This window comes from Desulfobaculum bizertense DSM 18034, assembly GCF_900167065.1.
In the GTDB taxonomy this organism is placed as follows: domain Bacteria; phylum Desulfobacterota; class Desulfovibrionia; order Desulfovibrionales; family Desulfovibrionaceae; genus Desulfobaculum; species Desulfobaculum bizertense.
Genome location: NZ_FUYA01000001.1, coordinates 618,103 through 631,413 on the forward strand (window position 1 = coordinate 618,103; position 13,311 = coordinate 631,413).

The following is a 13,311-nucleotide window of genomic DNA, read 5'->3' on the forward strand; positions in this document are numbered from 1 at the left end:
GCATGATGCTCCGTCTGAACAAGCTTTCAAAGTTTTACGGCTCCAAGCTGGTTTTGAAGAACATTTCCTTTGAATTACCCAAGGGAAAGGTCCTTCTGCTGGTTGGAGAAAATGGCGCTGGCAAATCCACGCTCCTCAAGGTGATGTCGGGCCTTGCCCGCAGCTCTGGGGGCGACATGGAATGCCGCGTGGCGCAGGACAAAATTGCGTACGTTGGACACCAGACCTTTATTTATCCGGCCCTGACCGCAATGGAAAACCTTCGCTTTTGGGCGAAGCTCTACCAGCGGAAAGATGATGAGGATTTTCTGATGTCCGTACTCGAACGGGTTGAACTCAGGGCAGCAGCCTATGAAGAAGCCGGGACCTTTTCCCGGGGCATGGCCCAGCGCCTTTCTTTGGCGCGAGTGTTCATGCTTGAGCCTGAGCTGCTGTTTCTTGATGAACCCGGAACGGGTCTTGACCAGCGTTCCCTTGGCATTTTGCACAGGGAAATTGCTGCGGCCCGCGAGCGTGGCGCAACGGTTGTCTGGGTGAGCCATGATGTGAAGGATGATCTCAGGCGCGCCGATATGGTGTGTGAGATTGCCCGGCACAGCCTTGGGTACTTTGGTCCTGCACAGGACTACACGCCGCATGGTGCTATTGTGAGCGGAGGTGACGCATGATTGCCCAGCTTCGCGCACTGTTCCAGAAAGACCTGAAACTTGTTTTGGCTGGTGGCGTTGGCCTTGCCCAGCCTGTTTTGCTCGGCCTGCTGCTGATTTTTGTCTTCAGCACATCGCTTGCAACTGGAGAGCTGGCCTCTCCGCAGGCTGCCGCAGCAATTTTCTGGGTCGCATCCTGCTTTTCGCAGGTTCTTATCTTTAATACTCTGTATGGGCTGGAAGAAGCCAATGGCGCGCGCATCGCGCTCCTGCTTTCTCCGGTATCCATTCATGCTATATGGCTGGGAAAAGCTCTGGCAGGCTTTGCTCTGCTCGTGCTGTCCCAGCTTGTTTTCCTGCCGGCTGCGATTGTCTTTTTGGGACAGTCGCTTCATGCAGACTGCCTGATGGCCCTTGGTGGGCTACTTCTGGTAGACTGGGGAGTCGTTGTGCTGGGTGCTCTGTTGGGTGCGCTGGCGCAGGGGCAGGCGGCAAAAGAATCTTTGCTGACGGTTATACTGTTTCCCTTGCTGATTCCTCTGCTCTTGGCGGGTGTGCGCATTGGCGCGGCCTACTTTAGTGCCGGGGCAATGCACGAGGGGAACTGGATGGGACTGGCGTTTGCGTTTGATGCCCTGTTTACGGGGGCTGCGCTCTTCCTGTTCCCAGCCGTGTATGGCGCGGAAGGCTAGATTCTTTCTTGTGAACCTTTGGCTGTGTCTCGGTGCGAGACCGGTCATCAACGCTTTTTCTGGAGAGTTTTTGTGAACACCCGAGTGAACTGGCTTCCCTTTGCAGCTGTGGCCACAGTGCTCATGCTCTGCATTACCCAGTGGTTTGTCTGGGTTTATGCTCCTGTTGAAACCACATTAGGTCCGGTTCAGAAGCTGTTTTATTTTCACGTGGCGCTTGCCTGGTGGGCGCTTCTGAGTTTCTTCGTGGTGTTCGTGGCAGGAATTTTCTATCTCCTGCGCCGTCAGAGTTCCTGGGACCACCTCGGTGGTGCTGCCGCAGAAATTGGAGTGCTGTTTTCTGGCCTTGCGCTTGTGACTGGCTCTGTCTGGGGACGCGCCTCGTGGGGTGTGTGGTGGACGTGGGACCCACGCCTGACCACAACCCTGATTATGTGGTTTGTGTACTGTGCCTATCTGATTCTGCGCTCCAGTGGGATCGGGGCAGAGCGTCGGCCTGTGGTCTGCGCTGTTGTGGGCATTGTGGCATTCCTTGATGTCCCGCTGGTGTTTTATTCTGCCCGTATGTGGCGGAGCATCCACCCGGCGGTGTTTGGCAAGTCTGGTGGCGGAATGGCTCCCGAAATGTTGACGACCATGCTGGTTTCTATTGTAGCTTTTGGGCTGCTGTGGCTGTGCATGACAACCTTGCGCACTCGCCAGCTTCGGCACGGAGAACGACTGGACGCCCTTGCACGGGGCGACCTGAATTAACGCCTTCCTCCGCCCAAAATGGGCAAGGAGTTCCTGATGGATTACACAAGTTATCTTATGATCGGAAACGTCGCCGTTTGGCTTGGCGTTGGTGGATATATACTTTTTCTCAGCTCTCGCCAGCGTCGGTACGAGCTGCGCCTCAAGCAGATGGAGCAGTTACGCGATGAGTGCTAAAGAGACACAAAACACCTCCCAGAATGGGCAGGGGAGTGGGATGAGTTCCCGCCAGCTTCTGCTCCTTCTCTGCGGTATTGGTCTTGTCGCCATGGCGATAGGGTCCTTTATCTATCGGATGGAACACCCCTCGCTGGTCGTTGAAAACCAGCAGCATTCTGCGCCGCCGACGTCGATGGAAAAAGGGCCGTCCATGGAAATGATTCAGGCCATGATGAAGAAGCTGGACGAGAATCCTGATGATGTACAGATTATGTACGTTTTGGGTGAGCAGTTCCGCCGCATGAAGGCCTTTGATCGCGCAAAGGGACTGTACGTCCGGGCGCTCAAGGTTGAACCAGATAATTTGCAGGTGCTGCGGATGCTTGGTCTGACCGAATTTAATCTCCAGGAATATCAGGCCTCAGCCCAGACATTTGGGCGTGTTATTCAGCTTGATCCCAAGGATTTTACAACCTTCTTCAACCTTGGAATTTTGAATAAACACTTCTTGGATAAACCAGATAAGGCACTGGAATATTTCCAGAAAGTGATTGATTTGCCGGATGTTCCCAAAGAGACTCTTGCCGAAGCAAAATCAGAGCTTGAGAGTCTCGGCAATTAAGAGTAGAAGACTTCGAACACAATGAAGGACCCTTGAACGGGGTCCTTCTTTTTATACCATTTTTACGGGGAGTATTCGCGTCGAAATATCGGCGAATGTGTGCTCCCCATGCTGTTATCCTGTTGTGGAGGATGTGTTCAGGAAACCTCATAGATTCAGAAAACGCAGAGCGTCTTTTTCCGAGTCTTATGAGGTGCTTTTTTTAGGGGCACTTTTCGAAACGCAGGAGAGGTCCAACCGCACAGGAGACGGAACTGGCTGACGTGGTGTATGCTCCACGCGGGCACATGTGCCCGGTCGGGAATGTGGATTCGTCGGGGTGAATGAATTGTCCTGATGCGGTTTCCTAAGATTTCACTCCAACATGATTGAATGCATTGGCAATTGCTGCTCCCGTAAGTGTTTTTTTCAGAGAGAACGGGAACTTGTGCTTGCCTCAACGCGTCACTTATGGCACAGCCTCGTCTCCTGTTGATGATCGGGAGACACTGCCAGACGGACAAAATCATGTTGGGCAGAGTACTGAAACCCTCACCCGGTTTGCGAAATCTCACTCTATTATGAACAATGCAGGGGAGCGAAAACCTGTTTTGGGAGTAGGGGAGCCTGCCGCAGATTTGAGTTTCAGAACGAATCTCGAATGATTCCAAAATGCTTGTGACGCAGGCTTGTTGGCCTGCTGTCGTTTTGGAATTCCACCTTCTAGGACGCACGGAGTAACGTAATGGAAAAGATTGTCATGAAGGGACTGACTTTCGATGATGTCCTGCTGGTTCCGGCATATTCAGAAGTCTTGCCGGACCAGGTCAACGTGGGAACTCAGCTCACAAAAGACCTGAGACTGAACATTCCGCTTCTCAGTGCGGCTATGGACACCGTTACGGAGTCCGATATGGCCATCTCTATGGCCCGCAATGGCGGAGCGGGTGTCATTCACAAGAATTTTACAATTGAAGAGCAGGCGCTGGAAGTCGAAAAGGTCAAGAAGTCCGAATCCGGAATGATTCTTGATCCTGTGACTATTCCTCCGACCTACACGGTCGCTCAGGCCCTGAGCGTCATGGAACAGTACCGGGTTTCCGGTCTGCCCGTGGTTGAGGGCAAGAAGCTGGTCGGTATTCTGACCAACCGTGACGTTCGTTTTGTGACGGACCTCTCTACCTCCGTTGCCGAGGTGATGACCAAGGATCGTCTGGTGACGGTGCCTGTTGGTACCACACTGGAAGAAGCAAAGCAGCACCTTCATGCAAATCGCATTGAAAAGCTGCTGGTTGTTGACGATGCCAACACGCTTCGCGGTCTCATCACCATCAAGGACATCAAGAAAATCAAAAAGTACCCTCTGTCCTGCAAGGACGAGCATGGTCGCCTGTGCTGCGGCGCTGCTATTGGTGTGGGCAAGGACCGCGATGAGCGTGCCGAGGCTCTGCTGAATGCTGGCGTTGACTTTTTGGTGCTTGATTCCGCACACGGTCACTCTGCAAACATCCTTCGTTCTGTGGAAGCTGTTCGCAAGAACTTCCCGAACGCCCGTCTGATTGCTGGCAACGTTGCCACCTATGAAGGCGCAAAGGCTCTGTTTGAGGCCGGTGCAGATACGGTAAAGGTTGGTATTGGCCCCGGTTCCATCTGCACCACCCGTATCGTGGCTGGTGTTGGTGTTCCCCAGATTTCCGCAATCATGGAAGCTTCCCGTGCTGCCAAGGAATTTGACCGCTGCATCATCGCTGATGGTGGCATCAAGTTCTCTGGCGATGTTGTGAAAGCTCTGGTTGCTGGTGCTGATTCCTGCATGATGGGTTCGCTCTTCGCAGGAACTGAGGAAAGCCCGGGCGAAACAATCCTGTACCAGGGCCGTTCGTATAAGATTTATCGTGGCATGGGGTCCATTGACGCAATGCGTCAGGGCAGCTCCGACCGTTACTTCCAGGAGAAGCAGGCTCAGGAAGAAAAGCAGGAAGCTCAGATCCACGGAGGCCGTCTGTCTGACGACTCCAAGAAGCTGGTGCCGGAAGGCATTGTCGGCCGCGTTCCTTACAAGGGACCCGTGACCGAAAGCATTTATCAGTTGCTTGGTGGCCTTCGCTCCGGTATGGGTTACACTGGTTGTCACACGGTTGAAGAGCTCAAGGACAAGGCTCAGTTTACGCAGATTTCCCCCGCGGGCCTGCGCGAATCCCATGTCCATGATGTTATTATTACCAAGGAAGCCCCGAACTATCGGGTTGATTCCTTCTAACTTGTCAAAAGCTTAAAAGGCGATTGCGCAATGAAAAATGTCGATTCAGTAGTCATCCTCGACTACGGGTCTCAGTATACGCAGCTCATCGCACGACGCGTGCGTGAAGCTGGTGTCTACTCCGAGATTTTGACCTGCGAGGCGACCCCTGAAGAAATCAAGGCGCGTGAACCTCAGGCCATCATTCTCTCTGGCGGTCCTGCCAGTGTGACTGATGAAGATTCCCCTGTTCTGAACAAGGAAATCCTCTCCTGGGGCCTGCCTGTTCTCGGAATTTGCTACGGTATGCAGCTTCTGGCCCACAATCTGGGCGGCCGCATCACCAAGAGTGAAGAACGCGAATATGGCCGTGCTAATCTGGAGCTGTCTCAGGCTTGCCCTCTGTGGGAAGGCTTGGAAGAAAAAGACAGCCATGTCGTCTGGATGTCTCATGGTGACCACGTTGAAGCCGTCCCCGCAGGATTTGAGATTCTCGCGAAGACCAACAATGTGCCGATTGCTGCTATGGGAAATTCCGAAGAGAAGATTTACTGCCTGCAGTTCCACCCCGAAGTGGCACACACTGACGATGGCAGCACTATCCTCTCCAACTTCCTGTTCAAGGTTGCCGGTCTCGAGCCTTCTTGGACCATGAGTTCCTTCGTGGACGCAACGGTCAAAGATCTCCGCGAGCAGATTGGTGAAGATGAGCAGGTTGTTTGTGGCCTTTCTGGTGGCATCGACTCCACTGTCGTGGCGCTTTTGCTCCACAAGGCTATTGGCAAGCGTCTGACATGTATCTTTGTTGATAACGGACTCTTGCGCATGAACGAAGGTGAAGAAGTCATTGGCTACCTCCGGGAGCACTTTGACCTCAATCTCGTCTGGGTGAAGGCACAGGAAGAATTCCTTGGCCGTCTGAAGGGCGTTGATGATCCTGAGAAAAAGCGCAAAATCATTGGTCACACGTTTATCGAAATCTTTGACCGCGAAGCAGCAAAGATCGACAACGTGAAGTACCTCGCTCAGGGTACCCTGTACCCCGACGTCATCGAATCCATCTCCTTCAAGGGTGGCCCGAGTGTGGTCATCAAGAGCCATCACAACGTTGGTGGCCTGCCCGAGAAGATGAAGATGGGCCTTGTTGAGCCTCTTCGTGAGCTGTTCAAGGACGAAGTCCGTCGCGTGGCTGAGGAGCTTGGCCTTCCTGAGTCCATTATTTGGCGCCATCCTTTCCCGGGTCCGGGTCTGGCTATCCGCGTCATCGGCGAAATCACCGAACCTCGACTGGACATTCTGCGCAAAGCAGACAAAATTGTTCAGGAAGAGCTTCGTAACGCTGGCTGGTACCGCAAGGTCTGGCAGGGCTTCGCCGTTCTCTTGCCCTTGAAGACTGTTGGCGTTATGGGTGATGATCGTACTTACGAGCACGTTATTGCCCTGCGTATCGTCGACTCCCTCGATGCTATGACTGCTGACTGGACCCGCCTGCCTTCTGATCTTTTGGCACGCATGTCCAACCGCATCATCAACGAGGTGAAAGGTGTGAACCGAGTGGTATACGACGTTTCGTCGAAACCTCCGGGAACCATCGAGTGGGAATAAGAGCCGAATAACGGTATGACGGAGCGGTGGTGCGTATGCACCACCGCTTTTAACGCTTAACCAAGGTTCCTGTTATGTTTGGAATAGGTAGCACTGAACTTCTCCTCATCCTGGGTATCGCGCTGCTTGTCATTGGTCCTAAAAAGCTCCCGCAGCTTGCACGAACCCTTGGCAAGGCAATGGGCGAATTCAAGAAAGTCTCTAACGACGTCAAGCGGACCATTGACGCAGAAGTCGAGCGCGTTGAGCGTACAGAGAGCCGTCAGCGTTCCACCGCAGAGCTTAAGCCTGAGGACGCCGCGCCCAAGGCAGATGCTCCTAGCTCCAAAACCGACACAGCCGAGGCTGAAAAGCCTGCTGAATCAGCAAAAGCTTAGGCAGGTCGTCACTGATGAGCGAGAAAGAGCAGAAGTCTCAGGAACGTGACGTGAGTACTGCACCTGAGAGCAGTGCCAAGAATATTTCCCCGGAGCAGACCAGCTCCGAACCCCGCCCAGAGCACAGCGAAGAAATGACTCCGCTGGACGCTGCTGTGGCCAAGACCGCCGCAGAAGCTGCGGGAGAGACTCCGGCAGAATCTGCGAGTGAGATAGAGGTGCCTTCTTCGGAAGAGAGCACCGTTTCGCAGCTTGAGCAGGACGTTACTCCAGAAGAGCACGCACAGGATGTCGACGCTGAACCCGTCGAATCTCTTGACGAGCTGGATGATCCTTCCGCAGGTGCGTTATATGAGCCTGTCGCAGAGCTTCAGGATGAGCTGGACGCCGCAGAAGAACAGGCGAGCGAGTCTCCAGTCGAAGCTGCTGGTTCCGGTGGTGGCGATGATGGCGGAGATGACTCCGGTACGTCTGCCGGCGCTGAGGACAAAGAGCCAGAGCAGGGCAATGAAGACGGTGATGACGACGACGATGATGACGATGAAGAACTCGTCGAGATGGGACTTCTTGACCATCTTGAGGAGTTGCGGAAACGTCTGACCTACTGTGTTATCGCCGTTATTGTTGGCCTTTTTGCCTGTTATGGTTTTGCTGAGCAGCTTTTTGATTTCTTGATGATGCCGCTCAAGCCTATCCTTCCCGAAGGGTCGAGCCTGATCTTCACCGGTCTGCCAGAAGGCTTCTTTACCTACATTAAGCTCTCTGCATTTGCTGGCCTTTTTGTGGTCAGTCCCTTTATTTTTTATCAGCTGTGGGCCTTTATCGCCCCCGGTCTGTACAAGGAAGAGCGTCGCTGGGTTTTCCCCATTGCCTTGTGTTCCTCCCTCTTCTTTGTCTCTGGCGCATGTTTTGGCTATTTTGTCGTGTTCCCCATTGCCTTCAAGTTCTTTATGGGTTTTGGAACAGACATCATCAAGCCGATGCCCAGCCTGAAAGAGTATCTCTCTTTCTCCCTCAAGCTGCTCACCGCTTTTGGTGTCGCGTTTGAGCTGCCACTCTTTATTTTCTTCCTTGCCCGCCTTGGAATGGTGTCTTCCCGCTGGCTCAAGGACAAACGAAAATACTTTGTTCTCGTGGCATTTGTTATCTCCGCAGTTTTGACACCCCCGGACGTGGTTTCACAGTGCTTTATGGCTGGTCCGCTCATTATTCTGTATGAGCTTGGTATCATTGTCGCCTGGCTGTTTGGCAAAGCTGAACCTCGCAAAATGAAAAACGCAGAGTAGTTCATCCCGAACCTAAAAGCGCCCATCTTTGGATGGGCGCTTTCTTTTTTTGGTGAGTGCAAAATTCTCCCCGACGCGCTACAGTATGCTATGGAATTCTGCGAAAGATTTATGGAGCAGGCATGCGGTCTTACTCTTTGACCTTAAAGCAGAAAGCGTGCATGCTACTTCCGCAAATCTGATATGTGACAACCCCTTTGAACCATGAATAAACTGGAGTAGTACATGAAGCCCAGAGCTGCGCGCATTGAGCGACAGACCGGAGAAACCAACATCACAATGGAACTGTGTCTGGATGGCACAGGTGCTTCCAGCATTAAAACTGGAGTTGGTTTTGCCGACCATATGCTTACCCTGATAGCCTTTTGGGCTGGCTGGGACTTGACCGTTGTCTGCGAAGGAGACATCGAGGTCGACGCCCATCATAGCCTCGAAGACGTTGGGCTGTGCATTGGTGAAGCGCTTCGTGATTCTCTTGGTGGCAAAAAGGGCATCAAGCGCATTGGAAACGCCCGGGTTCCTATGGATGAGGCTTTAACCGAGGTTGATATTGATATTTCTGGCCGTGCCTATCTGGTCTATGAGGATGACGTGGTACCAGCTCTCGTTGCAGGTGAAGAAAAAGACCTGTGGCGTGAATTCTTCAAGTCTCTTGCGTTCCGCGCAGGACTGAATCTGCACATGAGATATCTCTATGGCCGAAACGCGCATCATCTCGTTGAATCCGCTTGCAAGGCCTTTGGTCTCGCTATTCGCGAAGCTGCAACTTTGACTGGTGATGGTGTGCAAAGCACCAAGGGGAGGCTCGATTGATGAGAAACACCAATGTTCGATTTCTGGTTCTGAGCGTGGTGTGTGGCGTTTTTCTGTTTGGACTGACTGCCTGCGAAGGTATTACACCCCGTGTGGAACCCCCAAAGGGAAGCCTCGCAGTTGCGCATTTTACCCAGCCGCAGATGGATAATGAACTGCTCGCTGGCTATATTCCCGAAGGTGCGGAACCTGTTTCTCAGGATGTACTTGGCCGTCTTGACGAACTCCTCAAGCAGGAGCTGAAGGCCAGTACAAATCCGTCCTATCTTGTTCCTTCTACCTCCGAGCAATGCGAACACATTGTTCTGAGCCGAATTGACAAGGAAAAGAAGCGGGTCGCCGCTCTTGATTACTGGCTGCGGGTTGGGAACTGCATGAAAGTTGATTACTTGCTCGTCCCACATCTGCTCGCCTTTCACGAACGAAAAGGAAGTGAAGTTTCTGTGGATACTCCAGCAGGGGTAACGCTGGATCTCTTTCTCGTTGATGTCAAAAATGAAAGCCTTGTGAAGCGCTATCACTTTGACGAGACACAGAAGTCGCTGACAGAAAATCTTTTTGAGGCCCACAAGTTTTTTAAACGCAAAGGGAAATGGATAACAGCCTCCGAGCTGGCTCAGGAAGGCCTTGCTCGAGGTGTGAAGGAGTTTGGATTGTGATTGTTTTTCCTGCTGTTGATATCAAAGGTGGTAAATGCGTCAGGCTCAAGCAGGGGCTGGCACACAAAGAAACCGTGTTTAACGAAAGCCCTGTCGACGCTGCAAAGCATTGGGCTGCTCGCGGTGCACGGTATCTGCACGTCGTCGACCTCGATGGTGCCTTTGACGGGCATCCCGCAAACTGGCGCCTGATTCATGATATTTGCCACTCTGTCGATATCCCCGTACAGCTTGGCGGCGGCATTCGAGACATCGCCACCGCAAAGGCCTACGTCGAAGCAGGAGTTTCCAGACTCATCATCGGAACGATGGCCCTGGAAAATCCAGAGCTGTTTGGCGAACTTTGTGCGGCTCTTCCCGGCAAGATTGGTGTTTCCCTCGATGCTGTCGATGGAAATCTCAAAACCCGTGGGTGGGTCGAAGATGCCGGTATGACTGTGTTTGACGTGCTCCCTCGGCTCGAAGAGCAGGGCGCTCAGTTTATCATTTATACGGATATCAGCCGTGACGGTATGCAGTCTGGTGCCAATGTGCCAGCACTGAAAGCCCTCTGTGAAGCGAGTTCACTTCCCGTCATAGCTGCTGGCGGCGTTGCCAGTCTTGACGATATTCAGAATCTGTCTCCCCTTTGCAAAATCGGCCTCGAAGGAGCTATCTCCGGTAAGGCAATTTATGAGGGGACCCTTGATCTGGAGGCTGCAAATGAGTGGATTGACTCGCGAAGCGGGGAATAAATTAAAACAGGTTATGAAGCTAGGAAAGCAGCGGCGTGACAATCGCGTCGCCGCTTTGGAGAAAGAAATGGGAAAGTCCCTCTACAAGCTCGTCGTGAAAGGTATGAGCTGTCAGCATTGTGTCGCCGCCGTTACTGAGGCTCTCGCCAAGGTTTCCGGCCTCTCCAGTGTCTCTGTCGACCTTGAGAAAGGCGTCGCCTCTTTTTATTCTGATTCTGAGCCTGATTACGCTGTTCTCAAGGACGCTGTCGAAAGCATCGGCTTCGATGCTGGCGACCTCGTTCAGTAGAGGTAAGAAGATGGATGGGAGGGGAAGAATTGGGGGCCAGCCCCCAAACCCCCGCGTAAGGGAATGATTCCCTTACGTATCCTCATCGAGTTTAAAAGCCGTGGAAGCTTTGCTTCCACGGCTTTTAAACTTGTTGGGGCTGCCTAAAGCGGCTTCTTTCTCTTTCCCGTGCGTTGCCTCCATTTTCTTTTTGAACGCTCGCGTTCAAAAAGAAAGGGGTGGAGCGCAAAGAAAAAGAACGCACGCCCAGTTAACTAGGCCGAAAAAAAGGGGACCGAAATGTGAGGAGAGCGTAGCTCTCATCACATTTCGGTCCCCTTTTATTTCGGGCGAAAGCGGGATTCCCAAGGGCCTCGTCCTTGGGTGGGGTCAAGGGGCAAAGCCCCTTGCGGGGTTTGGGGCAGCGCCCCAATAAAATATATGCTGCTATGCTTCCCACATGCCGTTTTGCTGAAGGCGTTTCATAAGTTCAAGGGCGATAGCATAGCGGTTGAAGGGGGGCATGATGTAAATGCCAGCGAATTTGTCCCAGGCGTGCTGTACGAGGTCCCAGGCGATTTCGATACCCTCGTCGACGCCCTTGTCGCCTGCATCTTTCATGCGCTGACGGATGTCGTCGGGGATGGTGATTCCGGGGAATTCGTTGTGCAAAAATTCTGCATTCCGGGAGCTGATGAGCGGCATAATCCCGAGAAAGATTGGAGCGGAAATATGAGCGGTCATGTCCGCGACGGCGTCAACGTCGGCCTTTGTGTATACAGGCTGCGTGAGAAAATACCCGGCACCATTCTCGATTTTTCGTTCCATGCGGCGAACCTGCATGGGTTTGTTCTTGGTGTTGGGATTGAAGGCAGCACCAGCGCAAAAGTTAGCGCGCAGACGCATGCTGTCGCCGTGATGATTCATGCCCTTGTTGAAGCGACGTATCAGGTCGAGCAGGTCAAAAGAGCGGAGGTCAAAAACGCCTTTGACAACGTCGTCGGAGCCGGAGGGCGGCGGGTCGCCAGTCACGGCGAGCACGTTGGAAAGTCCCTCGGCGGCAAGGCCCATCAGCGTCGCCTGCATTCCGACAAGATTTCGGTCACGGCCTGTGATGTGGACAATAACCTCGCTTCCAGTACGGCGATGAATCATGCCTGCAAGCGTGGTGTTGGACAGGCGCGGAACGGCGAGCGGGTTCTCTGCAATGGTGATCGCGTCGACGCCAGCGCGTGAAAGGGCGGATGCCGCTTCCAGTGCAAGGCCTGTATCAAGGTGCTTGGGAGGGTCCAGCTCCACAAGAATCATTTTTTTGCCGCGTCGGAGTTTGCGGGAGAAAAGTGTTTCGGGAAGTGCGCGCAGCTCTTCGCCTGTGGTGCCAGTCTCTGGCTGAGGCTCAGGCTGTTTGACTTTGCGGTATTCGCCAGCATCAAGCGCCTTGCGAAGTGCCGCGATGTGTGCTGGCCCTGTTCCGCAGCAGCCACCAATCAGGCGGGCACCAAGAGGGATGGCTTGCAGTGCGGACTGAGCAAAGTAGCTCGGATCACTATTGAAGAGCATTCTGTCGCCAATCTGCTCCGGGAACCCTGCGTTAGGGAACGCCGAGAGAGGACACTGTCGGGTGCCAGCGTTGCGCAGTGCGCGCAGTACGCCAAGTGGGCCAGAACCGCAGTTTGTGCCCACGACGTCAGCGCCAGCGTCTTCGAGGCGGCGCAGTGAGTCTTCAATGTTTAGCCCGGAGAAGGAGCTCCCCTGTGCAGTGAAAACGAGCTGTGCGATGACAGGAAGCTCCGTCAGTTTACGCACGGCTTCGAGTGCCGGGAGCAGCATATCCAGGCGAGTAAATGTTTCAAGTATCAGGGCGTCAACGCCACCCTCAAGCAGCGCCGCTGCCTGCTCTGTATAGAGTTCCGCAATTTTGTGGGCACTTGGCATTTCTTCCAGTCGCCCCAGCGGACCCATTGAGCCTGCAATCCAGCACTGGCGGTGTTGGCAGTGTTCCCCTGCCGCAGCACGCGCGAGTTCTGCCCCCCTGCGGTTGATTTCGTGCGTCTTCCCGGCCAGCCCAAAGCGTTCCAGGCGCAGCGATGTTGCACTGAATGTGTTCGTCTCTAGCAGTTCTGCACCGGCCTGCAAGTATTCAGCATGGATTTCGGAAATCAGCTCCGGGTGGCTTATGTTTAGCTCGTCGTAGCTCAGCTCCGCAGGTATCCCCTTTTCAAATATGCGGGAACCCATTGCGCCGTCTGCAAGTACAACCCGGCGTTTAAGCTCTTCTGTCAGTCTCTGTTCCATCTTCTTCTTTTCCCTTTCCCACATGCGATAAGTGGGCAAAATAGATTCTACACCACTCCTCTTCTTGTCAAGTTTATGGCTGCACAGGTGGGAGGGGAAAGGTTGGGGGCCAGCCCCCAAACCCCCGCGTAAGGGAATGATTCCCTTACGTATCCTCATCGAGTTTAAAAGCCGTGGAAGCTT

At 53.5% G+C, this 13,311-nt stretch carries 14 protein-coding genes; 13 read left to right on the plus strand and 1 reads right to left on the minus strand.

Annotated features, from left to right (window positions below):
- Positions 1–2 precede the first annotated feature (2 nt).
- The 13 genes from B5D23_RS02815 to B5D23_RS02875 all read left to right on the plus strand — a co-directional run bounded on the left by B5D23_RS02815 (position 3) and on the right by B5D23_RS02875 (position 10,854).
- Complete coding sequence (locus B5D23_RS02815; protein ID WP_078683862.1) at positions 3–668, plus strand: ABC transporter ATP-binding protein; 666 nt, start codon at positions 3–5, stop codon at positions 666–668.
- Positions 665–1,339 carry a heme exporter protein CcmB gene (locus B5D23_RS02820; RefSeq protein ID WP_078683863.1) on the plus strand — a complete coding sequence of 225 codons (675 nt, stop codon included), beginning with the start codon at positions 665–667 and terminating at the stop codon, positions 1,337–1,339. Before B5D23_RS02815 ends, B5D23_RS02820 begins: the two co-directional genes overlap by 4 nt.
- 72 nt (positions 1,340–1,411) lie before the next feature.
- On the plus strand, positions 1,412–2,092 hold the full coding sequence (locus B5D23_RS02825; RefSeq protein WP_284690174.1) for a cytochrome c biogenesis protein: 681 nt from the start codon (positions 1,412–1,414) through the stop codon (positions 2,090–2,092).
- 36 nt (positions 2,093–2,128) lie between these two features.
- Positions 2,129–2,269, plus strand: a complete 141-nt coding sequence (locus B5D23_RS02830; protein ID WP_078683864.1) for a CcmD family protein — start codon at positions 2,129–2,131, stop codon at positions 2,267–2,269.
- A gap of 40 nt (positions 2,270–2,309) precedes the next feature.
- Positions 2,310–2,873, plus strand: a complete 564-nt coding sequence (locus tag B5D23_RS02835) for a tetratricopeptide repeat protein (protein ID WP_159445883.1) — start codon at positions 2,310–2,312, stop codon at positions 2,871–2,873.
- A gap of 724 nt (positions 2,874–3,597) precedes the next feature.
- Positions 3,598–5,112 carry an IMP dehydrogenase gene (gene guaB, locus B5D23_RS02840; protein WP_078683866.1) on the plus strand — a complete coding sequence of 505 codons (1,515 nt, stop codon included), beginning with the start codon at positions 3,598–3,600 and terminating at the stop codon, positions 5,110–5,112.
- Positions 5,113–5,142: 30 nt separating this feature from the next.
- The gene (gene guaA, locus B5D23_RS02845; protein WP_078683867.1) at positions 5,143–6,696 is read left to right on the plus strand and encodes a glutamine-hydrolyzing GMP synthase; all 1,554 of its coding nucleotides are present in this window, start codon (positions 5,143–5,145) and stop codon (positions 6,694–6,696) included.
- A 74-nt stretch (positions 6,697–6,770) separates the two neighbouring features.
- Positions 6,771–7,073 carry a Sec-independent protein translocase protein TatB gene (gene tatB / locus B5D23_RS02850; RefSeq protein WP_078683868.1) on the plus strand — a complete coding sequence of 101 codons (303 nt, stop codon included), beginning with the start codon at positions 6,771–6,773 and terminating at the stop codon, positions 7,071–7,073.
- Between the two features lie 557 nt (positions 7,074–7,630).
- The gene (gene tatC / locus B5D23_RS15330) at positions 7,631–8,359 is read left to right on the plus strand and encodes a twin-arginine translocase subunit TatC (protein WP_078683908.1); all 729 of its coding nucleotides are present in this window, start codon (positions 7,631–7,633) and stop codon (positions 8,357–8,359) included.
- A gap of 225 nt (positions 8,360–8,584) precedes the next feature.
- On the plus strand, positions 8,585–9,172 hold the full coding sequence (hisB, locus tag B5D23_RS02860; protein WP_078683869.1) for an imidazoleglycerol-phosphate dehydratase HisB: 588 nt from the start codon (positions 8,585–8,587) through the stop codon (positions 9,170–9,172).
- Positions 9,172–9,831, plus strand: coding sequence for a hypothetical protein (locus B5D23_RS02865; protein ID WP_078683870.1), 660 nt, complete (start codon positions 9,172–9,174; stop codon positions 9,829–9,831). Before hisB ends, B5D23_RS02865 begins: the two co-directional genes overlap by 1 nt.
- Complete coding sequence (gene hisA / locus B5D23_RS02870; RefSeq protein WP_078683871.1) at positions 9,828–10,565, plus strand: 1-(5-phosphoribosyl)-5-[(5-phosphoribosylamino)methylideneamino]imidazole-4-carboxamide isomerase; 738 nt, start codon at positions 9,828–9,830, stop codon at positions 10,563–10,565. The genes B5D23_RS02865 and hisA overlap by 4 nt, the downstream gene beginning before the upstream one ends.
- Positions 10,534–10,854 (plus strand): heavy-metal-associated domain-containing protein, encoded by a 321-nt coding sequence (locus B5D23_RS02875; protein ID WP_234985055.1) that lies wholly within the window; start codon positions 10,534–10,536, stop codon positions 10,852–10,854. Before hisA ends, B5D23_RS02875 begins: the two co-directional genes overlap by 32 nt.
- Positions 10,855–11,280: 426 nt before the next feature.
- On the opposite strand, the gene B5D23_RS02885 is transcribed toward B5D23_RS02875, so the two are convergent.
- Positions 11,281–13,128, minus strand: coding sequence for a bifunctional homocysteine S-methyltransferase/methylenetetrahydrofolate reductase (locus B5D23_RS02885; protein WP_078683910.1), 1,848 nt, complete (start codon positions 13,126–13,128; stop codon positions 11,281–11,283).
- Positions 13,129–13,311 lie beyond the last annotated feature (183 nt).